Raw genomic sequence first — 22390 nt, forward strand, 5'->3', positions numbered from 1 at the left:
GTGAGAATAATTGGACTAGATGTAGGTTCGAAAACAATAGGGGTTGCTGTAAGTGATGAACTGGGATGGACTGCTCAAGGCAAGGACACAGTAAAATGGGAAGAAAGCTTAGAGCGGGGCGTTAAAATAATTGGAGATTTAGTAAAAGAATATGAATGTGACAAAATAGTAATAGGATTTCCCAAGAATATGGATGGCTCTGTAGGAGAAAGAGGAATAAAAGCTCAAAAGCTAGCCAAGGAGTTGGAAGCGAGACTTTCTATTACCACAGTACTTTGGGATGAGCGATTGACTACAGTTGCAGCAGAAAAAATGCTGTTGCAAGGGGATGTATCTCGTAAAAAGAGAAAAAAGGTTATTGATAAGGTTGCCGCTGTTATGATTTTACAGTCTTATTTAGACAGTATTAAATAAAATTCCATAATAAGGGTTAAACTTATAAGTAAGTAAAATTTATAATTAAAATGAGGTGTATAAAATGACAGAAGAAAATCAAGATATTATTACGTTGGAAGATGAAGAAGGTACAGAACATCAATTTTCTGTATTGGATATAATCGAGGTAGAGCAAAAAGAGTATGCAATTCTGTTACCTGTTGAAGAAGATGAAGAAGACGACGAAGCGATTATTTTAAGAATTGACACTGATGACAGTGGAAATGAAGTACTACACAGCATTGAAGAAGATGACGAGTGGGAAAAAGTTGCAGCTGCATGGGAGAGCAAAATTTCAGAAGAAGATGCTTAAAAGCCAGAGATTTCTGGCTTTTTTTTTGTACTCTTTCCTATAGGGCGGTAATAAGTATGTATAAACTGTCGTTGGGAGTGAGAGAGTGAAAAAAAAGCTCTTATTAAGTGTAGCTAGTATTATAGTATTTTTAGGAGGCACTGTGATAGTTACCTTGGTATTAAATGTAGTATTCCTAGAGGAAGAGACTATAGCCCCTGGAGTTAAAGTATACGGCAAGGATTTTTCTAGAAACACGAGAGCTGAGTTATCCAACTACTTATTACAAGTGGAGGCAGAACTAATACAAGGAGATATCAAACTTAAGTACCAGGAACATCAATGGGTGCTCAATAAAAAAGATCTTGGGTACGCTATGAATAGTGCCAAGGTTACTGGAAGTGCTTATGAGATTGGACGGAACGATTCAGCAACAATTAATGTAAAAAAAAGAATCAAAACTTGGTATAAAGGAGCAGATATTCCCTTAGCTTGGGAAATTAATCAAGATAAAATGATTAAAGCAATAGATGCAATTAAAGGTGAATTAGAGAAGTTACCGGAGGATGCCCAATTTTATCTGACTGAAACAGGAGAAATAGCTATAAAGAGTGAGGTAATTGGCAGGCGAATAGATTTAAATAATTTACAACAAAACTTAATAAATGCAGTTGAGAAGAATAGTGATTATATTGAGGTTCCCCTAATTACGGTTATCCCAAGCACTATTGAAAGAGACCTAAAAGCATTGGAAATTAATACAAAACTAGCTAGTAAAACAACAGAGTTTGATTCTAGCAATTCAGCACGAATAAATAATATTATAATAGCAGCGGAGAAAATAAATAAGTACCTATTATTTGAAGACGACATTTTTTCATTTAATGAAATAGTTGGGTCTCAATCTAGAGATAAAGGATATCAGAAGGCACCAATTATCGTGGATGGAGAGTTTGTGGATGCAGTTGGGGGAGGAATTTGTCAAGTATCAACAACCATATACAATACTGCACTCCTGTCGGGACTAGAAATTGTGGAACGCACTCCTCATTCGTTACCAGTTAGCTATGTAGATTTGGGATTAGATGCAGCAGTTTATTATGATTATTTAGATTTGAAATTTAAAAATAATTCTGGTGGAAATATTTTAGTAACTGCAATGGTAAATAAGAGCAATTTAAAAGTTTCCATGTATGGAAAGAAAGATAGCCTGCAAGATGTTATCTTAGAACAAGAGGCTATTAAGGATAGTGAATATCATCAAGTTAAAGTAGTTAGGAAATTTTTAAATGATGGTGAAGTTATATCTAAAGAGGAAGTATCAAATGACAAATATCCAATTCAATAATAGATCATAGAAGCCTAAAGGTTGTACCAAAACCAAAAAAAATGTATAATAGGAGGGAAAATACTAGAAAAGAGGCAGAGAAATGAACCCAACCACAGAAAATAAAGGTGTAAGAAATACTAAACCAATAGTTAAAATATTAGTGATCATTGTACTAGTAATGGCAGTGGCTCTAGCTATTATAGCTCTGTTCGGCTACAACTATTATACTACTGGGTTAAGTCCTGTTTCTCCTGAAGGAGAAGAAGTTCATGTGGAAATACCAATGGGCGCCTCTACCCATAAAATTGCTGAAATATTAGAGGGAGAAAAGCTGATAAAAGATCCTGTCATTTTCCGATTATACTCCAGGTTTAACGGATATGATGGAAATTTTAAAGCAGGGGAATATGAATTTTGTAAAAGCATGTCAGTTCAAGAAATTGCTGAGAAGATTGTAGCAGGAGATGTGGTAATATACCAATTTACCATCCCGGAAGGCCTAACTCTTGTACAAATAGCTCAGCGACTTCACGATAAAGAAATAGTTGATAAGGAACATTTTCTAAATGCAACACAAGAAGTAGCAGTACCTTTTGAAGCTGAGTTGCTCCAAGGTGAGAAGAGGTTAGAGGGCTTTTTGTTTCCTGATACTTACACCTATACCACTAATATGGGTGAAGAGGAAATAGTTAAGATGATGCTAAACAGATTTAACACAGTCTTTGACGAAGAAATGTTGAGCCAAATGGAAGAAGTAGGTCTATCAATTTTGGATGTAGTGACAATTGCCTCACTAATCGAGCGAGAAGCAAAAGTTGATCAGGACAGACCTAAGATAGCTGGGGTTATTTTTAATCGACTAAGGATAGGTAAAGCACTTCAGATAGATGCAACGGTGCAATACGCATTGCCTGAGCATAAAGAGAGGCTATTGTATCGTGATTTAGAGGTGGATTCACCCTACAACACTTATAAATATCCGGGCTTGCCTCCTAGCCCTATTGCAGCTCCTGGTGAAAAATCAATTCGTGCTGTCCTTGAACCAGCTGAACACGATTATCTATACTATGTATTGAAGCCAGATGGGTCTCATTACTTTAGCAAAACATACGGGGAACACCTTAATGCTAGAAACCGATATTTACGTTAAGAGGCAATAAAAGTAAAGGAAAATAGTTACAATATAGATAATAACATAAATGTGTGGCAGACATGCCACACATTTTCCAATGCTACAATGTGGAGGAACAACCATGATAAATACTAAACAAATGAATGAGTTTTTAAGAGAGCTCTTGCCAGACAGGACGGGCATTCTTGAACAATTAGAACAAGAGGCTAATACTGAGCATATTCCCATAGTAGAACCTGAGGTGGCGCAGCTACTGCGCACACTAATAACTATGCACAAGCCGAAAAAAGTGTTGGAAATAGGCACAGCTATAGGATACTCAACTATATGTATGGGACAGGCTATGGCTAATCAATCTCAAAAAAAGATAGTTACTATAGAATTGCGCGAAGATTTTTTTGCTCGGGCAAAAGAGAACATAAAAGTTGCAGCTATTGAGGAATACACCCACTTGCTTCAAGGTGATGCTAGGGAAGTAATACCTAAATTGAAAGACGAAAAGTTCGACTTTATATTTTGTGATGCAGCTAAAGGTCAGTACTTAGAATTTTATGATTTATGTTCACCATTGCTGAAGTCAGGAGGACTATTAGTATCAGATAATGTACTTTTTAGGGGGCTTGTTTTACCCAGTTCTGTATACCCCAGACGTAAAAAGACTTTAATCACTAGATTGAGGACTTACTTAAAGATGCTATCCCAGCATCCTAGTTATGAGACATCAATACTCCCCATTGGAGATGGGGTTTCAATAAGTTACAAGAAAGAGGTAGATTTGTGTGAATAAACCAGAATTATTGGCTCCAGCGGGCAATATGGAAAAGTTAAAAATAGCATTGACTTATGGTGCAGATGCTTGTTATTTAGCGGGTAAATCCTTTGGCCTAAGAGCGGCTGCAGGTAATTTTTCTATAGATGGATTAAAAGAGGCGTTAAGTTTTGCACATGCCAGGGGTAAAAAAATTTACATAACGGTTAATATTATACCTCACAACGAAGATCTTATTGGTTTGCCTCAATATCTAGAAGAATTAGAGCAATTGCAAGTAGATGGCATAATTGTGGCCGACCCTGGAGTTATTAGACTAGCTCAACAGTATTGTCCAAGCATTCCCATACATCTTAGTACCCAAGCTAACAATACTAATTGGTCTTCTGCTCTATTTTGGGAACAGGTAGGAGTAAAAAGGTTAGTAATGGCCCGAGAATTATCTATAGAAGATATTAGAATGATTAGAGATAAGGTAAAAGTAGAGATAGAGGCCTTTGTTCACGGAGCTATGTGCATTTCTTACTCAGGTCGCTGTCTTATGAGCAATTATATGATTGGAAGGGATGCCAATAGAGGGCACTGTGCCCATCCCTGTAGATGGAAATATTACTTAGTAGAAGAGCAGCGTCCAGGTCAGTACTACCCAGTTCAAGAGGATGAGAGAGGAACCTACATCTTTAATTCCAAGGATATGTGCTTAATTAGGTATATACCAGAGCTTATCAAGGCGGGAATTAGTACTTTTAAAATAGAGGGGCGCATGAAAAGTGTTCATTATGTGGCAACTGTTATCAAGGCATATCGTCAGGCAATAGATACATATATGGAAAACCCTCAAGGATACAAGTTTAACGAAGAATGGTATAGTGAACTTCTAAAGGTGAGCCACAGGGATTATTTTACTGGTTTTTATTTCGACAATCCTAGCTCAAAAGATCACAATTATAGGGACTCAGCCTATGTGAGAAACTATGATTTTGTGGGCTTAGTGAAAGATTATGACAGTGATCACAGGCTGGCCTTAGTGGAAGAGAGGAATAGGATTCAAGTAGGGGATGAGTTAGAAGTAATATCTCCATCTGATGATGAAATATACATGTTTACAGTAACAGATATGTGGGATGCCAAAACAGGTGAGAAAATTCAAGTGGCACCTCACCCACATCAAATGATTAAGGTTAAGGTGTCCAAGAAATTAGCAGAAAATAGCTTAGTGCGACGACAGGTGCCAGAGGGGAATGTATCTAGTGAATAAAGATGAAATAAATGATCCTCTAAAAATACTAGTTCTGCTAGAACCCAGTAAAATCGTCTTATTAGATGAAATTATAGAAGGATACAGCCACTTAGGGATAGTCACTACCATTTCAGGGAAAAAAGGAGTGGCCATGGTTCAGGTAACAGCAGATACTAAAGGTGAAGTGTTAAAAATATTGGAAAACATGCCCTGTGAAATAAAGATAATTAGTTTCCAAGAGGCTGAAAAAATATTAGATGCATAAACTTTTCGCACTTTATTTGAATGAATCAAATATATGGTGTAATGCCAGTATAGGGTGTTTAAAGATCATTTTTGGTCCAGAATACCTCATGATATCAATAGTTTGTTCGCGCATAGGACTGGCATAGCAATGAATTGAGCATTTGGCGCACACTGGTTTTTGGGAACCAAACTTACACCTACTAAGTCTTTTTTCTGCATAAATTAATAACTTTTGACAATCGGGGCAGAGTTTACTCTGCCCATGCTCTTTTTTGCAGTAAAGTTGAATCATTCGCTTTATTGTAAGTTTCTCTCTTTCTACTCTACCCATAGTATGACCTCCATAGACTAGCCCTCATCTAATGAAATATTATAAACACTATAATACCAGAATAAGCTTACTAGAAATGTAAGATATATTACAAAAAAATATTTATATGTAGCCAAGCACAAAAATATACCCACCACCATATAAATGTAAAGTGTAAAATAAACTTTTGTGGAGGTGGGTTATGTACGGACTTGCAGCGTTTTTAGCCTTGCTAGTTAAAGGAATTACGCTTTTAGTTTCTTATATTAGCAATAATGCTTTTCCACACCCCTTGTCAGCAAAAGAAGAACGATATTATTTGCAAGAGCTAAGCCAAGGGGATGAAAATGCTCGCAACATACTAGTAGAGCATAATCTAAGGCTAGTAGCTCATATTACAAAAAAATTTGAAGGTACAGGAGAAGAGGTGGATGACTTAATTTCTATAGGAACTATTGGCTTGATAAAGGGAATAAATACTTTTAACCCAGATAAGGGTGCGAAGTTGGCAACATATGCGGCTAGGTGCATTGAGAATGAGATACTAATGCACCTTAGGGCAATAAAGAAGGCTCGAGGGGAAGTTTCCATTTATGATCCTATTGGTACTGATAAAGATGGTAATGAGATAACCCTAATTGATGTATTAGGTACAGATCCCAATGAGGTAGCGGAAGTAGTAGAAAATAATTTTGAATATAAGCGCCTATTGGAAAAGGTTCAAAAACTCAGCAAGCGGGAGCGGAAAGTACTTGAACTGAGATATGGACTATTTAACCAATTGAAGCAAACGCAGAGAGATATTGCTAAATCACTGGGAATATCTAGATCTTATGTTTCTAGGATTGAAAAAAAGGCCCTACAAAAGCTACTTAAAGACATGGATTAAGCTTAAACACCACGGTTTGTGGTGTTTAAATTTCTTTGAAAGATTTAACTGATATAAAAAGGTATCCATGGAACTTTTTAAATTGAGATGTCGTCCAATACAAGCAACTACAATAATTTACCTTTGCTTTTTGGAATTTTTAATCTTATTATTAAAAGAAGTATAACTATATTTGGAGATGGAGGACATAATTTGAAAAGCTTAAAATTCAATAATTTGATAGTTTTTTTACTAATTTTTGTCTTATTTATTTCTAGCAACACAGTATTAAATGCAAATGAAAGTACACAAAGTATGCAGAGTAAAACTTATACAGATCATATAATTTTTACTGTAGGAAGCAAAGAAATCTACCATAATAAGCAACAATATCTTGCTAACAACCCTATTACTATTCGGCAGGGAGTTACATACATACCTTTAAGAGTCTTAGCAGAAAGGTTGGGATTATCTGTTTCCTATGATAATCAAACAAAGGTAGCTAAGATAAGTAATGAAGAAATAGAGTTGCGATTTCAAGTTAACCGCGCTCAATATCAAGTAAATAATCAAGGAATAACCTCTACTCATGGAATACCTTTTATTGAGAACCAGACAATGATGATACCATTGCGCACTTTTGTTACGCATTTTAATATGAGAGTGCATCCTGAGCTGAAGCAGAATTTTGTTCATTTATATTGGAGTACAAAGCCAGTTGCAAATTTTTCTGTGCAACCTGCTACAATTTATGCGGGGCAAACTAGGGTTACATATATCGATGAATATAAACACCCGCAAAACTTTGGAATTGTGGATGAGGTATGGGAAGGTAAGCAGGAGGTATTTGCTGCCCCGGGCACCTATACAGTTACAAGAAGGGTAAAGGATCAAAATGGCATCTGGAGTGACCCCTTTAAGGTGAAAGTTAATGTTTTACCAGAACCTCAACCACCAGTAGCTAAATTCTCCACAGATAAAGATCAGTATCTTATAGGAGAGCCCATCATCTATACTGACCTGAGCTATGATGATGAGGACGATATTGTGAAAAGAGCATGGACAAACAAGGAGCCCGCTTTTTTTTCAGCAGGTAAGCAAGAGATTGTATTGGAAGTGGTTGACCAGCATGGGTTAAAGAGCACCTATACTAAAAAAATAGTAATTAAAGAGGAAGTTTTATATACCAGTGAGGAATTTTACCCATTGTTTATACCTGTGGGACAAAAGTACCTAATTGCAGGGCAAAATATTATCTCATATCCTATTATTAATTATGAAATTGAGAACGAAGAACATACTTTGTACCATAGTAACAGTCCAGAATCTATTCGACAGGAAGGTATCTATTATCGGGGTGTTGTACAAGGAAATGGGCGAGTGATGTTACATAAGCAAAATAATCGCAAAAATCCAGTAAATATCTATATAGTTGCTACCAACATTTATGATGAACCAGTAGAAATAAAGATACCACATATAGGCATGGCTGGCCCCCATGAATGGGTTACAACCACAGGTAAATTAGCGTTGGCTCGTTACTTTGATACCTTTGCAAAACCAAATCAAAAAAGTGTTATCTTAGAGCCAGGAGAAAGAAAAGTTATTTTGCCTGAAGTAAGCCAAAAAAGGATATTGGAAAGACAAACACTGTCAGTTTATGCGGACCTGACTACTTCATTGCCACTGCAAATTGAAACAGTTGTACTTGATAGGGGCAAAGATTTATTTGAGCATTTACCACTTCTACCAGATCTGCCAAGAGACGGGATTCATACTAGAGGCACTTTTTTATATGGAAACCGTTCAATTCGAATTGGGGAAATGGTGGGTGATGATGCGAAAAGAATTGTGTTTGGAGATCGGTATGAAGATAAACCAGTGGCTGGTATTGATCAAATGACTGGTGAATATGTTTTAAATAGGGGTAATTTTGGTGTGCTATATCAGCTCAAGTTAGAGAGAGTTGCTCCAGAGAGTATAATTCTAGTAAATGGCCGAGGCGGTTATTATAGCGGAGCATTTCTAGTCAATAATGAAGTGGTAATGGTTACAGCGGGAAGTCATTTGTTAAATTCTAACGAAGCTGCCGTATTGTATAGAACTGGAGAAGAGGAAGAAATAGTAGATATTGTTTTTAAACCTGCATCAGGTAGTAATCTCCCTATAAATATTGTAATACAGCCACTGCCAGAAAAAAGACATTAAACTTTATATATTCTACGGACTTAATTTATGTTAAGTCCGTTTTTTTTGTTTGGCAATGCATGGGAAGTTGGTATACTATTAATGGTGAGAAAATGACTACAATAAGAGGTGAAAAGATAATGTATAGTTTTAAGAACGACTACAGCGAAGGAGCACACCCTAGAATTTTAAATGCATTAATTGCATCTAATAATGAGCAAGTTGATGGCTATGGTGAGGATATATTTACACAAAGAGCAGTAAAGTTATTAAAGCAAAAAATTGGAGGTAACATAGAGATTTACCTATTAGCAGGTGGTACTCAAACCAATCTTACTGCTATTTCAGCTTTTCTAAGACCTTATGAAGCTGCAATAGCAGTTACTAGTGGTCACATAGTGACCCATGAGACTGGTGCTATTGAAGCCACAGGACATAAAATTATAACTATTGAAGGGGTTGATGGGAAATTAACCCCAGACCTAATTCAACCAGTGCTTGAGACTCACCAGGATGAGCATATGGTAAAACCTAAACTAGTATATATCTCTAATTCAACAGAAGTAGGGTCGATATATAATAAGGGTGAAATAGAACAGTTGAGTCGGTTTTGTAAAGAGAATAACCTTTTTTTATTTATGGATGGGGCTAGGTTGGGTTCGGCTTTATGTTCTGCAGAGAATGATTTGATATTTTCCGATTTGAGAACACTGGTTGATGCTTTCTACATAGGAGGTACGAAAAATGGGGCACTTATTGGTGAGGCCCTAGTGATATGCCACGATTCACTTAAAGAGGATTTCCGATACCATATGAAACAGAAGGGGGCACTGTTGGCTAAAGGAAGACTTTTGGGAATACAGTTTCTCGAGCTATTCAGAGATAACCTATACTTTGAATTGGCCAAGCATGCTAATCAGATGGCAGGTTTGCTTAGAGGTGAAATAAGCAAAGCAGGTTTAGAGTTTTTAACACATTCCCCGACAAATCAGTTATTTCCTATACTTCCCAATCGAGTAGTAAATGAGCTGCAGCAGAATTATGCCTTCTATATATGGGAAAAGGTTGATAATGATAACTCTGCAATCCGTATAGTTACCTCTTGGGCAACAAAAGAAGAAGCAGTGTTAGCTTTTATAAAAGACATGATAAAAGCACTAGATAAATGTAAATGAAGTGCAATTTAGATGAACTTTAACCAGATATTTTGTATCTAGGATAGAGAAGAAAGCCCTATAAAAGTTACTTCAAGAGACGAATAAGTTAAACGCAACGTTTCGTGGTTTCTTAACGCAAAACTAGAAAGTTAGTTCTAGAAAACTTATAGAATTATATTGAAATTATAAGACTTTTGAATTTACCAAAATTTCTGCAGGAATTTATTGCTATGGAAGCGAATTTCTTTAGTAATATTGTCGAATATTGTCTAATAATCTAAGCTAAATTCGAGCGGAGGTAGATTTAATTGAAAAGTCTAAAGGCGAAACTAATTTTAAGTGTTTGTTTATTATTGTTTATTACTACTTTAGTCATTAGCGTTACAGGGTATAGAAATAGTTCTAGTGGATTAATAAGCCTTCAGTCAGAACTTATAGATCAAAAAATGAGAGCGGATTTAGCGTCAGCGGATATGTATCTAAAATATTACTTTGGGGAGTTGTCATATAGTTATGGTGTTTTACTTGATGAGAATGGACAAAGTATAGAAGGTCGAAATGAAATGGTTGATGATGTTCGTAATGATTTAGGAAATGTGGCCACTATATTTGTAGCTAGTGGAGATGATTTTAAAAGGATTTCTACGAACATTATGACAGAAGAAGGAACTAGAGCTATTGGAACATATTTGGGAAAAGATAGTGTAGCATATGAAGATGTAGTCCAAGGAAAATTATACATAGGTGAGGCAGAGATATTGGGTGTACCTTATTATACTGCCTATGAGCCAATAACTGATAATGAAGATAATGTAATAGGAATAATGTTTCTTGGGATTTCGGAAGAAGAATCACAGCTTCTAATAAGTAGCAATTTAGCTGGAATGCGAAATAGCTTTATTATAATAGGATTTTTGACAATTCTCCTTGCAATTGGAGCAGCTTTTGCGATAGGTAAAAGTATCGCAAACCCTATTTCAGAGCTTGCCCACATAATAGATAGACTAGCAAAATATGATCTGTCAACTGATAATAAAACCGAAGAGACAAAATACATAAAAAGAAATGATGAAATTGGTGTTATAGCGAAGGCGCTATCTGTTATGCGAAATAACTTTATAGATCTAGTTCAAGATGTGACAAGTAGCTCAGACCAGGTTGCAGCATCCTCACAGCAATTAACTGCGAATAGCCAACAGACCTCCTATGCTGCCAATGAGGTAGCTAGAACAATAGAAGAGATGGCTCGGGGGGCAGCTGATCAAGCTAAAGATACTGAGCAGGGAGTAGAGCACATTGAAGAAATGGGTAGTCTGGTCGAGCACGAGCAAAGCTTACTACGAGCATTAAACACTTCTACAAGTGAAGTTGATAAACTAAAAGAAGAAGGGTTTGTAATTATACACGACTTAGTAGAGAAAACTGGTAATAGTAATAAAGCAGCTAAAGAAGTTTCGGACGTGATAATTAATACTAATGAAAGTGCTGAGAAAATAGAAAGTGCTAGTCAAATGATTAAGAATATTGCAGATCAAACAAACTTACTGGCTTTAAACGCTGCCATAGAGGCGGCTAGAGCGGGAGAAGCTGGAAAGGGATTTGCAGTGGTGTCGGAAGAAATACGTAAGTTAGCTGAAGAGTCAAATAAGTTCACGGAAGAAATTGAAGCTATTGTTGGTGACCTGACAGGAAAGACGGAAAAAGCTGTTTCGACAATGAAAGAGGTAGGTGTTATCGTAGCCTCCCAAACTGAAAGCGTAGAGAAGACAAATGCTAAATTTGAGGGTATTGCCAATGCTATTGAGAAGTCTAAGGAAGTTATATTAGAACTAAATCGGTCTGGGCAGGAAATGGAACAGAAGAAAGAAGAGATTATCGAAATCATGCAGAACCTCTCAGCTATAGCTGAAGAAAATGCCGCTGGTACTGAGGAAGCATCGGCTTCAGTGGAGGAACAAACTGCTTCCATGGATGAGTTAGCCTCAGCTAGCGAAGACTTGGCGAAAATCGCAGAAGAAATGCAAGATAAAATATCAAAATTTAAAATATAAGATTATAGTCAACAGGCATGTATATTTCTACAGCCTGTTTTTTTTACTAAAATACTAGAAATTAAAGGAAGATGACTTTTAGAAGTAGAACTAATTTTTAAGTACAATAAATATTGAAGGTGATGCTTATGGGTAAGAAAAGGCAAATATTAAATCAAGATGCTTTAGGAAAAACCTTAGCAGAAGATATCTTCAATAGGTATGGAGTAAAGATAATTGCAAAAAATATAGTTATAAACGAATACGTGTTGAGCAGGATACGAAAAACAGGAAAAGTATTTACTATAGTATACACAGATACTGAAGTAGATTTAGGAGGATCATTAGAGGAACAAAAAGAAGAATATAAAGTAAATATTGAAGAATTCAGAGATGTTGTAAGCGATTTAGCAGCTGGAAGAAGTTTACGAACAGAAAAGATTTATCGTTTAAGTGATTCAATCTATGAACGCAGGGATGTCTCTAGTGATTCTATAATTCAATGTATCTTAGAACTTAAAAATAGCGATGAATATACATATACCCATAGCTTGAATGTGGCATTGTACTCAATGCTTTTAGGCAAATGGTTAGAGTTAAAAGAGTGGCAATTAAAAGATCTTATTATAGCTAGTACGCTGCATGACTTAGGGAAGGCAAGAATACCAGGTTCCATCTTGAATAAAAAGGGAAAATTGTCAGAGCAGGAGTTTAGAGAGATGAAAAGACATCCAGATTTAGGCTGTGAAATCGCCAAAAATATTCCTAATATAAAAAGTGAGGTTTTAGATGCTATTAGTATGCACCATGAGCGAGTGGATGGTAGTGGCTACCCAAAGGGGATTAGCCATGATAAAATTACTATTTACGCAAAGATTATTTCTGTAGTAGATGTGTATGATGCTCTAACTTCTGAACGGGTTTATAAAAAAAGAATAACTCCTTTTGAGACATTCAAAGAGATGGAAAAGATTGGTCTAGGACATTTTGATACTAAAATATTTGTGCTTTTCTTGCAAAATATAGCGAATTATTATGTGGGATCTAAGGTTAGAATGGATACCGGAGAAATAGGGGAAATAGTATTTATCCCACCTCATTGTATTCATAAGCCTATTATTAGACTGAAAGATGGACTTTTAGATTTGTCTTGCAACAATCATAAAAAAATTGTAGAAATGGTATAGAAGTAGTTACAGTATGATACATTATCATACTGTTTTTTATGCCTGTGTATCTAATTAAAAAATTACACAAATTAATTAAGAAGTTTCTAGTGTACCTAATCAACGGACAAACTTTTTTGTAAAGCTACCTATCTATGAATTAGGTTTGAAAAAGCTTATTGAGATTTAAGAAACAGTTAAGAGGCAGGTAAAAAGCTGGTGTTAAACTGTAATCAAATCTAAAAACTAAAATTAATTAAAAGGGGAGATCTTATATGAATGCTATACTAAAGACAATTAATTTGTCTAAGCACTACGGCTCTCAATGGGCAGTACACCAGTTAAATATGACAGTGGAAAAAGGGGAAATATACGGTTTTTTAGGTCGAAATGGTGCAGGAAAGACGACCACTATTAGAATGATGTTAGGGTTGATAACGCCTACTGAGGGACAAATAGAGATTTTTGAATCAAATCTAAAAAATAACAAGAAAAATATCTTAAATCGCATTGGAGCTATAGTGGAATTTTCTGGATTTTACCCTAATTTAAATGCTGTAGAGAATATGGAAATAAACGCTCGATTAATGGGAATTAAGAAAAAACAGGCAATTCAGGAGGCTTTGGAGATTGTGGGTTTAGCTAGCGAACAAACTAAACTAGTAGGGAAATACTCCTTGGGAATGAAGCAGCGTTTGGGTATTGCTCGAGCCATAGTACATCATCCAGAATTATTAATACTAGATGAACCTACAAATGGATTGGACCCGATTGGAATTAAAGAAATGCGCCGTTTAATTAAGAGCTTGGCTGAGGAAAGAGATATTACAATTTTGATTTCCAGTCATATTCTAAGTGAGATTGAACATCTGGCTAATAGAGTGGGTATAATTCACCAGGGAGTGTTGCTAGAGGAAATTAACATGGAAAAGTTAAAGGATGCAAATAAAAGATATTTGCAGGTACAAGTATCCAATATTTCAAAAGCAGTTCGATTACTGGAAACAGAGTTCAGTATAAGTAATTATCAGGTTTTAGATGATGAAAAGCTTAGAATCTACGACTTAGGTCAGTCACCAGCTGAGATTAACCGCATGCTTGTTACTAATAGCGTTAAAGTAACAGAATTAGCTATGAAGCAGGACAACCTGGAGGATTATTTTGTTCAATTGACAGGGGGTGGTCAAATTGGTTAATCTCGTATACACTGAGATAATAAAGCTAAAACGCTCATACATGTTGTTAATTACTCTGGCAGGAGCTAGTGTGGCGCCTTTAATCAACTTCTTAATTTTTCTCACTATTCAACGCACTGAAATTTCAGAGCTTACTGAGGCAGCACCTATTGATTTTGCAACTTATGCTAACCAGACAAACTTATTTGTCATTCTTATTATTGGAATCCTGTTGTATGGTTTGCTAACAACCTATACATTTAGCCGTGAATACCAAGAAGATACCTTAAAAAACTTATTGATTATACCAGTAAATAGGACTATGCTAATCCTCAGCAAGTGTCTGTTGATTTTGGGTTGGATACAGTTGCTTACACTATATACATTGGGGTTAAGTATTATCTTTAGTTGGCTTGGAGGATTTGGTGGTATAGGCCTGGAGACTATTTGGCAGGTAGGAATAACTTACGTATTAACTGGATTTTTAATGTTTTTACTAGTTATGCCTTTAGCACTGCTAACTATTATTTTTAGGAGCTTTGTAGCCTCAATAGCCTTTACTATTGGTATAGTAATAATAAGTTTGGTTATAATAAACTCAGAATTCTTGGCAATTTACCCATGGACTGCAACGCTTAGAATCATAGACCCCCTAATAGAAATAAAGCAGTATCCATATTGGCTATCTTGGGTAGTTATAATAGTTCCAGGGTTACTAGGATTAATAGCAACTATTGTTTACTTTAATCAACAGGACATACAGTAAAAAGAGACTTTATAGTCTCTTTTTACTAAATAACCAAAATTTTTAGAATTAAGGAAGGAAATTCTATTGCATAAAACATGGATATATGATATTATAATTAAGTTAGTTTATTAATTGGTTCAGTTATTTAGTAATATGTCAATCTATTTTCCTGGCGCTACAAAAAATATAGATGGTACCTCTAGCTACTAACATACAAAATTATGTTAGTTTTTTTATGCAAATTAACAAAACTGTATTTAGTCAAAAACTAATACTAAATTGATATACTATAAAAAATTATTCTTTACAAGAAGAACAAAAGAAAAAGGAGATGTAGTCATTACAGAAAACATTTTAATTATGCTTATTGGATTGTTTTTAGTAACAGCGTTTACTAATATATTGGCAACAATGAAAACAATTCTAATAGCAAAGAAAATAATGAATCCCGTATACTTTCTAGTTTTTGTAGATGCTATGATATTTGCCACCGTTGTATCTAAAGTTACTAGTTCAGAAGGCATCCAGTTCACGGTTGCTTTCGCATTAGGTAAAACCTTAGGGGTATTCATTGGAGGTAATATAGAAGACCGGATAGCTTTGGGGATTTTAGAAGTAGATATATTCTTAGAGAATAAAGCTAAGATGATTGAAATAGCTGAGAAATTGCGAAGTGAGGGATATACTGTTAATAACTTCTTGGCTCGAGGTAATAACGGAGACAGAGGGTATAAAGTAGAAGTTGTTATAAAGAGAAAAGAATTTAAAATTCTAGAAAGTATATTGGAAAAATGTGAACTCAAAAATCCAAATTTAAAAATCAAAAACCTGAGTAAGGTAAATGGTCAAATAACTACTACAAGGGTTAAGCCCATTTAAGCTCATATAAATTTATAGATACTCCTAAAAGAGTATCTATTTGTGCGACGGGCAGTTGCACATGGCGCTGATGATTTGAGCGGAGAACCGGCTAAAAGAGTATACATACCAAAGAAAGATGGAAAGAAACGCCCTTTGGGCATCCCAACCATTGAAGACCGTATCGTTCAACAGAGTGTGGTAAACGTACTTCAACCTAAATTTGAGGAACTATTATTTCACAATTGGTCAGTAGGATATCGTCCAAATCGAGGAGTAAAAAGAGCCTTGCAGATTATTCTTTGGAATGAAGAAATGACAATAAAGCAGAAACGAAAGCAACAAAACAAGATTAAAAGAGCAAAAGAAAAAGGCGAGGAATATTATACACCTCACCGACTCCAAAAGATGCAAAATGCCTGGAACGCATCCTCTTGATAATCATTGTAACATAAGGGTAAGCCGTATGCCTTAATAAGGCACGTGCGGTTTGATAAGGGGGTAGCCATGAAAGTGGTTACCCTACTTTATTTTTAGAAGGTGCCATAACAGTAGCTGTAATAGGGTTGTACAGTTCAAGAAGCATGGTTTCTATCAAAGGCATTCTGTTACTAGTATTTACAAAGACAAAATCTTCATCAGGAGGTATATCTGCCCTCTCTGTGGGCATACTTTATCCTACTTACCTAGCTTCTGTCTACCAAGGTTTATTCATAGCTTGAAGGATATTTTGCTTTACACAAAAAAAGCTTTCACTAGCGGCGGGACATTGAAGGACTGCTTAGATGCGCTATTTTCCTAGGCATATTATCTTGTAGCCTGGCGTAAAAGATATTGATGCCTTAAACAAGCAATTTTTTAAATGGCTAGATGAGGATTATCTCAAAAAGCCCCATAGCTCCCTTAATGGCTTAAGTCCCCTAGATTTGTTTATGAGCCAAGTAGATAGAATTAATGTATGTAGTGATCCTAAGGTATGAATATGGAGATAAGATATGAGCCCACATGGCTTGAGACACCTTTTATGCCAGTATATATATATTCTGATGATAAAAAAGTGGGTGAAGCAATACAGGTTAATTTTCACGATAATGCTCATATGAAACGAAAGGGTAGACCTCCTTCTAATTCTGCTGACAAGGATTTTGACATTACCACGGTTTCCTTAGACGATACACCCACAGAGCAGACCATATCTTTTACTCAAATAATGGAGGAGGAGAGCTAAATGTTTCCTCAATTTTTTGGATTAAAGTACAACCCTTTTGGTAAAGAGTTAGACATTAGTGATACTTATGAGAGCAATGATATTAAAGAATTCAAATCAAGATTTAAATACATCCAGTCATCCCGAGGAATATTTCTGCTAATGGGAGAGCCTGGAACAGGTAAGTCTACTGCTTTGAGAAATGTTACTGCTGGATTAAACCCAGGCCTCTACAAGCCCTGCTATTTCACCTTATCTACTGTCACGGTAATGGATTTTTACCGAGGGCTTTTGATGGCTCTAGGTGAAATTCCTGCCAACAGAAAGGTTACCATGTTTCATCAAATCCAGCAGGCTATCAGTTCACTGTACTATGACCAAAAAATCACTCCTGTGATTATGCTAGATGAAATTCAGCTAGTCTCTAATGGAATTTTAGAAGATATCAGACTTCTATTCAGCTTTAAAATGGATTCAGAAAACCCTTTTGTTCTCATTTTAGCAGGCCAGCCCCAGATTAGAAACAAGTTAGGGTTATCTGTCAATTCTCCTCTTAAACAAAGGATCAGCATAAAGCACATAATGCAGGGCCTAAAAAAAGACGAGATTGAAGACTATTTAGCAACTAGGCTTAAGGTAGCTGGTGCTTTAGAGAATATCTTCACTCCAGCTGCAGCTGAGGCTATATATTCAGTATCTAAAGGGATACCTCGTTTAGTGAATAATCTAGCAACAGCAAGCCTCCCTTAGAAACCCGACTACCGTCAAATTGCTAGCTAAAGAACTCATTCTAGCCAGCGATGCTTACATAGCAAAACAGATGGATGAAATTGAATACCGAGAGCTTATTGTTTATTATGCTACATATCACGGCAAGAAGCTTTTTTGCCCCAAATGGTAATTTGAATCCTACAGTCAAAGACCGCATCGGCAGGAAACGATGCGGTCTAGTGGAAGTAATCCTTAAAGGCCTCCAGATTACCATTACTTAGAGCAGGATTTCCTGCTCTTTTTATTGTTTTTTTTTAAAATCTATAGTATACTACATTACAACAGTAATGCACTATACTTGCCTAGTAGTTGGGAGGTGGTGAAAGGGTGAAACTCAATACCGAAGGAATGAAGCCTATTTATGTGCAGATTTCTGAGTGGCTAGAGACAGAAATCTTGTCGGGCAATATCAAAGAAAACGAGAAAATTTATTCCCAGTATCAGCTTGCAGATATGTTTAATATCAACCCAGCAACAGCAGCTAAAGGACTTAACATACTGGCTGATGAAAAAATCCTCTACAAAAAGCGGGGACTCGGTATGTTTGTTGAGGCTAATGCTAAAGAAAGTATTAGGCAAAAGAGAAAGGACCAGACATTAAAGCCTTTAATTTTAGACTTAGTTATGGAAGCAGAGCGATTGAATGTGACGCAAGATGAATTGATTGAGATGATAAGTAGGGCAATAGACCAAATGGAGGAGGAGAAGAAAGTATGAAAGTGATAGAGTGTGTCGGGCTCTCAAAATCCTATGGAAAAGTTAAGGCTATTAAAGACTTATCCTTTAGCATTGAAGAGAATAAAATAACAGGGCTGATTGGACGAAATGGAGCCGGAAAAACCACATTGTTAAAAATAATAGCTGGCCATTTACATAGAACACAAGGGGAATTAAAAGTTTTTTCAGAAGACCCTTTTAACAACCTTAAAGTATCTGCAAACATAATTTTTGTTGACGAGAATTTAGCATTTCCAAGATCCTTACCCTTAGGAAAGATATTAGAAATTGCAGGCGATTTTTATGAACACTGGGATATGGACCTTGCCCAAGGACTGCTTGATTACTTTTCTCTGGATCCAGATCAACTTCATGGGAAGCTATCAAAGGGTATGAGGAGCACTTTTAATATGATTGTGGGTATATCCTCTCGCTGTCCACTGACAGTTTTTGATGAACCTACAACGGGTATGGATGTATCAGTGAGAAAGGACTTTTATCGGGCTTTACTCAAGGACTATGTTCAAAATCCTCGCACATTAATCTTATCAAGTCACCTATTAAATGAGCTAGAGAATGTGTTAGAGGATGTTTTGCTAATCAAAGAAGGTGAGAAATGTCTCCATATGTCGGTTACAGATTTGAAGGAATTAGCCATTGGCCTGAGGGGAAAGCAAGAAGTAATTGATGAACTGACTAAGGACACAAAAATTTATCACCGGGAAACCCTAGGTAGGGATAGTTGCTACTTGGTTGTTAAAAACGATCTTACTGAGTCAAAGCTACAAGCTGCTAGGAAGGCAGGGGTAGAAATACTTCCAGTAGCAGTTGATGATATATGTGTTTATCTTACATCTAAAGGCAAAGGGGGTATAGATGATGTCTTTAACAGAAACTAATCTACTTCAGATTGCAAAGAAGCAGTATGCATTTAAGCTTGAAGCATATATGGGCATATTCTTTACTTTGATTGTAGTTCAAGCATTAGGCATTTTGTTTTCAATGAATGGTATTATGAGTTCGGGTACCACCACTGGAGAGATGTTTGTATCAGCAAAAGTCTTTGCTGGAGACATGATAATCACCCTTACTATGATTTGGGTGCTTTTCTTGGCTCTTAATATGACAATAGATGATTATAGAAGAGCTGATTTTGTTTTTGTAACTAATAGATTAAGCAGCAATCTTTCTAGTATAGGCTTTGTACTAACTGCTGCCCTTGTAGGTGGAGTTACTGCTTCATTTGGTGGAGTTATAACCAGGGTGCTTGCATATTATAGCTACGGCAGTGAAAATATTGCAAGCCAACACTTTTTTATTCTGCCTCAAGAATTATTGATGAGCATCATGGCAACAACTCTTTATATTATTTTAATTAGTGCAATCGGTTATTTTTTTGGAACGCTAATTCAAATATACAGAGGATTTATTATTATATTGCCTACTATTTTTATTGGGCTAGTAATTATGGGGACACGAGGTGTAGGAAATATTGGTGTTTTGCTACCAGAGGCAGTGAAATTCTTTACCAATGAAAGCTCCTTAGTATTGTTTGCCATAAAGGTAATTGTTACGGCTTTAGTATTGTTTTATAGTTCAATTTTAATTTCTAATAGATTGGAGGTATAGTTATGATTGGAGTTAATGTATTCTCAAGCTTATTAATAATTATGTTATTTATTGGTTTGATTGTATTTATCAAGCGCATGAGTGAAAAGCCTTCACATAAAAAATTGAAATGGATTTTGGGGGCGTATGTTGCCATCTTGATTTTTTCCTTCATCTTCATTCATACGCTGTCTGAGGAAGACTTTATAGGAGGGGAAGCAGGTGCGCAAAATGGTATTTTGGTAACTGACCAGGAGCGTCAAAACTTTTATGATGCAGCAATGGAAGGTAGGCTAGATGAGCTTAAAAAAGTACCTATGACTGGGCAGTGGAGCTTTGAATACACTGAAGATCAACTTGAAATAGTGTCCCCAGGAGGAGATTACACTCGCATTTGGGTAGTAGTTGAAAGAAAAGACGTGGATGATGACAAAATTAAAGCTGCTAGCTTCACCGGTAGAAATATAATAAATGGAATTGACTTAACTGATAAGATAAAACCCCCTGAGGTTAAAGTAGAAGGAAATCAACTTAAGGTAATAATGCCTGAAGAAGTAAGGATTGAACTGGGGAGGTTTGATAGGGACTTTACTGTAAAGCAATTTTTTCCTAATGGAAATAACAATAGGAATAGGAGAGAGATGTCATCTGTAGGAGGGCCCCAGGTACTTTATATCCAGGTTCCCAAAGGGGTTCAGATAGATGAGGAAAATAACTTTCAATCTCAATTTGCTGAATTTCAATTTGTTGGAGAATAAACAAGGCTAAAGGAGCCTCTCAGGAGTTTAACAGCTCTTGAGAGGTTTTTATTTTTATAAAGAGTTGACAGTTCACTGCCTTGTGCGATATATTTATAACATAATATGAATTAAAACTAACATATTGTTATAAATATTGAACAAAAGGGAGGAATGTTAATATGAAAAAGAATAAATTGCGTTACTTGGGTTTGTTGGGACTTTTAGGTCTGGGAGGCTTGTTTACGGGAAATTATGGCATGTTTGGCTTCTTTGGTTTTTTTGCGTTCTTTGGACCGGCTTGGAAGCAAAATGATGAACTATTGCGGTTTAATACGAATCGGGCTGCACTGAATGCTTTTGTGGTATCTATGGTTGTTGCTGTGGCGGCCATTGTGACCGTTTCTATTTATCAATCCTTTGAAGTGGCGGTGATGTTTCTATCTTTGATATTTGTTGTCAAAATCCTTACATTTACCTTTAGCTTAATGTACTATGAGCGGAAGGGTGTAGTGGATGACGGATAAGAAAATAAAAATGAAAAACCGCATCAAAGAATTTCGTGCCCGTCACGATCTTACCCAGGAACAATTAGCTAATCTAGTAGAGGTGCGTCGGGAAACCATCGGTCATATCGAAAAGGGGCGCTATAACCTGTCTTTAATGCTGGCTTGGAGAATTGCTAATGCCCTAGAAAGTAGTATCGAAGAACTATTTCAATTTGAAGAAGTATGATGTAAAGTAGAATTGCAGACTTTTCGGTTTGGCAGGTTGATGATATAGATAATAATGATAAAATAATTATAGATGCAATTAACTCAGCAGAAGGGCTAATGTACTATAAGAGAGTTTCTTTAGAATTTACAGATGACAATATGACTGAAAATTTTGTACCTAGGAATAACGAAAGTGTATATTTTCTTAATTTTAACAAGGAGAATAAACAGAGCTTTTTAAAAAAATTCAAAATAGCTATTAGAGACATAAAAAATCAAATTGGGAAGAAAAATACTATTAAATGTCTAGAGAAAAAAATCTATATTGATGACCCTTTATACGATCAATATGATTTTATTTTCACCATAGGAGATCAAGCTATCCTATTTACAGATATTCACGATTTTACATTTGTTAAAGCAGAAGATTAAACTCTTGGCATCACTCGATTTGGTGAATGCCAGTTCAATAAGCTATCCATTTTGTTATGGATGGCTTTTTTCTTTACTCTTTCAGGCCTATTATTTTTATAATTAGAGATTAATGTTTCAATAGAAGGTTTATTTGCTTTGTCATTTTCAATGTCAGCGATATATGGATTGTCAACAGTAAACTAGACAACTTTTTTAAGGTTATGTAATTTATATTCTCTAGGACTCAAATAATCCAAAGTTGAATGGATCCTAAAAT

General features: G+C 35.9%; 28 protein-coding genes. 26 read left to right on the forward strand and 2 right to left on the reverse strand.

What is annotated here, in order from left to right; all coding sequences use genetic code 11:
• The 7 genes from ruvX (at position 1) to GGQ84_RS07310 (ending at position 5463) form a co-directional block, all read left to right on the forward strand.
• Positions 1 to 414 carry a Holliday junction resolvase RuvX gene (ruvX, locus tag GGQ84_RS07280; RefSeq protein ID WP_429161235.1) on the forward strand — a complete coding sequence of 138 codons (414 nt, stop codon included), beginning with the start codon at positions 1 to 3 and terminating at the stop codon, positions 412 to 414.
• A gap of 64 nt (positions 415 to 478) precedes the next feature.
• Positions 479 to 748 (forward strand): DUF1292 domain-containing protein, encoded by a 270-nt coding sequence (locus tag GGQ84_RS07285; RefSeq protein WP_429161167.1) that lies wholly within the window; start codon positions 479 to 481, stop codon positions 746 to 748.
• Positions 749 to 833: 85 nt separating this feature from the next.
• On the forward strand, positions 834 to 2075 hold the full coding sequence (locus tag GGQ84_RS07290; RefSeq protein WP_429161170.1) for a VanW family protein: 1242 nt from the start codon (positions 834 to 836) through the stop codon (positions 2073 to 2075).
• An 82-nt stretch (positions 2076 to 2157) separates the two neighbouring features.
• Positions 2158 to 3207 (forward strand): endolytic transglycosylase MltG, encoded by a 1050-nt coding sequence (mltG, locus tag GGQ84_RS07295; protein WP_429161173.1) that lies wholly within the window; start codon positions 2158 to 2160, stop codon positions 3205 to 3207.
• A gap of 103 nt (positions 3208 to 3310) precedes the next feature.
• Complete coding sequence (locus GGQ84_RS07300) at positions 3311 to 3976, forward strand: O-methyltransferase (protein WP_429161175.1); 666 nt, start codon at positions 3311 to 3313, stop codon at positions 3974 to 3976.
• Entirely contained in the window at positions 3969 to 5216 is a 1248-nt protein-coding gene (locus GGQ84_RS07305) for a peptidase U32 family protein (protein ID WP_429161177.1), read from the forward strand. Before GGQ84_RS07300 ends, GGQ84_RS07305 begins: the two co-directional genes overlap by 8 nt.
• The gene (locus GGQ84_RS07310; RefSeq protein WP_429161178.1) at positions 5209 to 5463 is read left to right on the forward strand and encodes a DUF4911 domain-containing protein; all 255 of its coding nucleotides are present in this window, start codon (positions 5209 to 5211) and stop codon (positions 5461 to 5463) included. The genes GGQ84_RS07305 and GGQ84_RS07310 overlap by 8 nt, the downstream gene beginning before the upstream one ends.
• Positions 5464 to 5475: 12 nt before the next feature.
• Here the strand turns inward: GGQ84_RS07310 and GGQ84_RS07315 are convergent, their stop codons facing one another.
• Positions 5476 to 5775, reverse strand: coding sequence for a nitrous oxide-stimulated promoter family protein (locus GGQ84_RS07315; protein WP_429161181.1), 300 nt, complete (start codon positions 5773 to 5775; stop codon positions 5476 to 5478).
• Between the two features lie 181 nt (positions 5776 to 5956).
• Between GGQ84_RS07315 and sigK the strand changes: the two genes are divergently transcribed.
• The 9 genes from sigK to GGQ84_RS07360 all read left to right on the forward strand — a co-directional run bounded on the left by sigK (position 5957) and on the right by GGQ84_RS07360 (position 16381).
• Entirely contained in the window at positions 5957 to 6643 is a 687-nt protein-coding gene (gene sigK, locus GGQ84_RS07320; protein ID WP_429161184.1) for an RNA polymerase sporulation sigma factor SigK, read from the forward strand.
• Between the two features lie 87 nt (positions 6644 to 6730).
• The gene (locus GGQ84_RS07325; protein WP_429161186.1) at positions 6731 to 8830 is read left to right on the forward strand and encodes a stalk domain-containing protein; all 2100 of its coding nucleotides are present in this window, start codon (positions 6731 to 6733) and stop codon (positions 8828 to 8830) included.
• A 119-nt stretch (positions 8831 to 8949) separates the two neighbouring features.
• Positions 8950 to 9984, forward strand: a complete 1035-nt coding sequence (locus GGQ84_RS07330) for a threonine aldolase family protein (protein ID WP_429161189.1) — start codon at positions 8950 to 8952, stop codon at positions 9982 to 9984.
• Positions 9985 to 10274: 290 nt separating this feature from the next.
• Positions 10275 to 12017: a methyl-accepting chemotaxis protein gene (locus GGQ84_RS07335; RefSeq protein WP_429161192.1), complete on the forward strand. Its 1743-nt coding sequence runs from the start codon at positions 10275 to 10277 to the stop codon at positions 12015 to 12017.
• Between the two features lie 128 nt (positions 12018 to 12145).
• Positions 12146 to 13183: an HD-GYP domain-containing protein gene (locus GGQ84_RS07340; protein WP_429161193.1), complete on the forward strand. Its 1038-nt coding sequence runs from the start codon at positions 12146 to 12148 to the stop codon at positions 13181 to 13183.
• Between the two features lie 254 nt (positions 13184 to 13437).
• Positions 13438 to 14358 carry an ABC transporter ATP-binding protein gene (locus tag GGQ84_RS07345; protein WP_429161196.1) on the forward strand — a complete coding sequence of 307 codons (921 nt, stop codon included), beginning with the start codon at positions 13438 to 13440 and terminating at the stop codon, positions 14356 to 14358.
• Positions 14351 to 15103: an ABC transporter permease gene (locus tag GGQ84_RS07350; protein WP_429161198.1), complete on the forward strand. Its 753-nt coding sequence runs from the start codon at positions 14351 to 14353 to the stop codon at positions 15101 to 15103. The genes GGQ84_RS07345 and GGQ84_RS07350 overlap by 8 nt, the downstream gene beginning before the upstream one ends.
• 261 nt (positions 15104 to 15364) lie before the next feature.
• Complete coding sequence (locus GGQ84_RS07355) at positions 15365 to 15964, forward strand: DUF5698 domain-containing protein (protein ID WP_429161200.1); 600 nt, start codon at positions 15365 to 15367, stop codon at positions 15962 to 15964.
• A gap of 42 nt (positions 15965 to 16006) precedes the next feature.
• Positions 16007 to 16381, forward strand: coding sequence for a reverse transcriptase domain-containing protein (locus GGQ84_RS07360; RefSeq protein ID WP_429161201.1), 375 nt, complete (start codon positions 16007 to 16009; stop codon positions 16379 to 16381).
• A 79-nt stretch (positions 16382 to 16460) separates the two neighbouring features.
• On the opposite strand, the gene GGQ84_RS07365 is transcribed toward GGQ84_RS07360, so the two are convergent.
• Positions 16461 to 16613, reverse strand: coding sequence for a hypothetical protein (locus tag GGQ84_RS07365; protein ID WP_429161203.1), 153 nt, complete (start codon positions 16611 to 16613; stop codon positions 16461 to 16463).
• A 312-nt stretch (positions 16614 to 16925) separates the two neighbouring features.
• On the opposite strand from GGQ84_RS07365, the gene GGQ84_RS07370 reads away from it, so the two are divergent.
• From GGQ84_RS07370 to GGQ84_RS07415, 10 genes are all read left to right on the forward strand, one after another.
• Complete coding sequence (locus GGQ84_RS07370) at positions 16926 to 17171, forward strand: hypothetical protein (RefSeq protein ID WP_429161204.1); 246 nt, start codon at positions 16926 to 16928, stop codon at positions 17169 to 17171.
• Entirely contained in the window at positions 17172 to 17900 is a 729-nt protein-coding gene (locus GGQ84_RS07375) for an ExeA family protein (RefSeq protein ID WP_429161206.1), read from the forward strand.
• Between the two features lie 19 nt (positions 17901 to 17919).
• Positions 17920 to 18051: a hypothetical protein gene (locus GGQ84_RS07380; RefSeq protein ID WP_429161209.1), complete on the forward strand. Its 132-nt coding sequence runs from the start codon at positions 17920 to 17922 to the stop codon at positions 18049 to 18051.
• 197 nt (positions 18052 to 18248) lie between these two features.
• Positions 18249 to 18638, forward strand: coding sequence for a GntR family transcriptional regulator (locus GGQ84_RS07385; RefSeq protein ID WP_429161211.1), 390 nt, complete (start codon positions 18249 to 18251; stop codon positions 18636 to 18638).
• On the forward strand, positions 18635 to 19537 hold the full coding sequence (locus GGQ84_RS07390) for an ABC transporter ATP-binding protein (RefSeq protein WP_429161215.1): 903 nt from the start codon (positions 18635 to 18637) through the stop codon (positions 19535 to 19537). The genes GGQ84_RS07385 and GGQ84_RS07390 overlap by 4 nt, the downstream gene beginning before the upstream one ends.
• Entirely contained in the window at positions 19515 to 20267 is a 753-nt protein-coding gene (locus GGQ84_RS07395) for a hypothetical protein (protein WP_429161218.1), read from the forward strand. The genes GGQ84_RS07390 and GGQ84_RS07395 overlap by 23 nt, the downstream gene beginning before the upstream one ends.
• Before the next feature lie 2 nt (positions 20268 to 20269).
• Positions 20270 to 21004 (forward strand): hypothetical protein, encoded by a 735-nt coding sequence (locus GGQ84_RS07400; RefSeq protein WP_429161221.1) that lies wholly within the window; start codon positions 20270 to 20272, stop codon positions 21002 to 21004.
• Positions 21005 to 21165: 161 nt separating this feature from the next.
• On the forward strand, positions 21166 to 21510 hold the full coding sequence (locus tag GGQ84_RS07405) for a DUF3796 domain-containing protein (RefSeq protein ID WP_429161223.1): 345 nt from the start codon (positions 21166 to 21168) through the stop codon (positions 21508 to 21510).
• Positions 21511 to 21520: 10 nt separating this feature from the next.
• Positions 21521 to 21718 (forward strand): helix-turn-helix transcriptional regulator, encoded by a 198-nt coding sequence (locus GGQ84_RS07410; protein ID WP_429161237.1) that lies wholly within the window; start codon positions 21521 to 21523, stop codon positions 21716 to 21718.
• Positions 21719 to 21816: 98 nt separating this feature from the next.
• Positions 21817 to 22131, forward strand: a complete 315-nt coding sequence (locus tag GGQ84_RS07415; RefSeq protein ID WP_429161226.1) for a hypothetical protein — start codon at positions 21817 to 21819, stop codon at positions 22129 to 22131.
• The last annotated feature ends 259 nt before the right edge of the window (positions 22132 to 22390 follow it).

The sequence above is a fragment of the Desulfitispora alkaliphila genome (genome assembly GCF_050433185.1).
GTDB lineage: Bacteria > Bacillota > Desulfitisporia > Desulfitisporales > Desulfitisporaceae > Desulfitispora > Desulfitispora alkaliphila.

Coding starts and splice junctions, on each gene's coding strand:
- GGQ84_RS07300 (WP_429161175.1), top strand. CDS start 3,311: ATGATAAATACTAAACAAATGAATGAGTTTTTAAGAGAGCTCTTGCCA.
- GGQ84_RS07410 (WP_429161237.1), top strand. CDS start 21,521: ATGAAAAACCGCATCAAAGAATTTCGTGCCCGTCACGATCTTACCCAG.
- GGQ84_RS07345 (WP_429161196.1), top strand. CDS start 13,438: ATGAATGCTATACTAAAGACAATTAATTTGTCTAAGCACTACGGCTCT.
- GGQ84_RS07400 (WP_429161221.1), top strand. CDS start 20,270: ATGATTGGAGTTAATGTATTCTCAAGCTTATTAATAATTATGTTATTT.
- GGQ84_RS07405 (WP_429161223.1), top strand. CDS start 21,166: ATGAAAAAGAATAAATTGCGTTACTTGGGTTTGTTGGGACTTTTAGGT.
- GGQ84_RS07340 (WP_429161193.1), top strand. CDS start 12,146: ATGGGTAAGAAAAGGCAAATATTAAATCAAGATGCTTTAGGAAAAACC.
- GGQ84_RS07285 (WP_429161167.1), top strand. CDS start 479: ATGACAGAAGAAAATCAAGATATTATTACGTTGGAAGATGAAGAAGGT.
- GGQ84_RS07395 (WP_429161218.1), top strand. CDS start 19,515: ATGATGTCTTTAACAGAAACTAATCTACTTCAGATTGCAAAGAAGCAG.
- GGQ84_RS07365 (WP_429161203.1), bottom strand. CDS start 16,613: ATGCCCACAGAGAGGGCAGATATACCTCCTGATGAAGATTTTGTCTTT.
- GGQ84_RS07375 (WP_429161206.1), top strand. CDS start 17,172: ATGTTTCCTCAATTTTTTGGATTAAAGTACAACCCTTTTGGTAAAGAG.
- mltG (WP_429161173.1), top strand. CDS start 2,158: ATGAACCCAACCACAGAAAATAAAGGTGTAAGAAATACTAAACCAATA.
- GGQ84_RS07415 (WP_429161226.1), top strand. CDS start 21,817: ATGTACTATAAGAGAGTTTCTTTAGAATTTACAGATGACAATATGACT.
- GGQ84_RS07330 (WP_429161189.1), top strand. CDS start 8,950: ATGTATAGTTTTAAGAACGACTACAGCGAAGGAGCACACCCTAGAATT.
- sigK (WP_429161184.1), top strand. CDS start 5,957: ATGTACGGACTTGCAGCGTTTTTAGCCTTGCTAGTTAAAGGAATTACG.
- GGQ84_RS07325 (WP_429161186.1), top strand. CDS start 6,731: ATGTCGTCCAATACAAGCAACTACAATAATTTACCTTTGCTTTTTGGA.
- GGQ84_RS07315 (WP_429161181.1), bottom strand. CDS start 5,775: ATGGGTAGAGTAGAAAGAGAGAAACTTACAATAAAGCGAATGATTCAA.
- GGQ84_RS07390 (WP_429161215.1), top strand. CDS start 18,635: ATGAAAGTGATAGAGTGTGTCGGGCTCTCAAAATCCTATGGAAAAGTT.
- GGQ84_RS07370 (WP_429161204.1), top strand. CDS start 16,926: ATGGAGATAAGATATGAGCCCACATGGCTTGAGACACCTTTTATGCCA.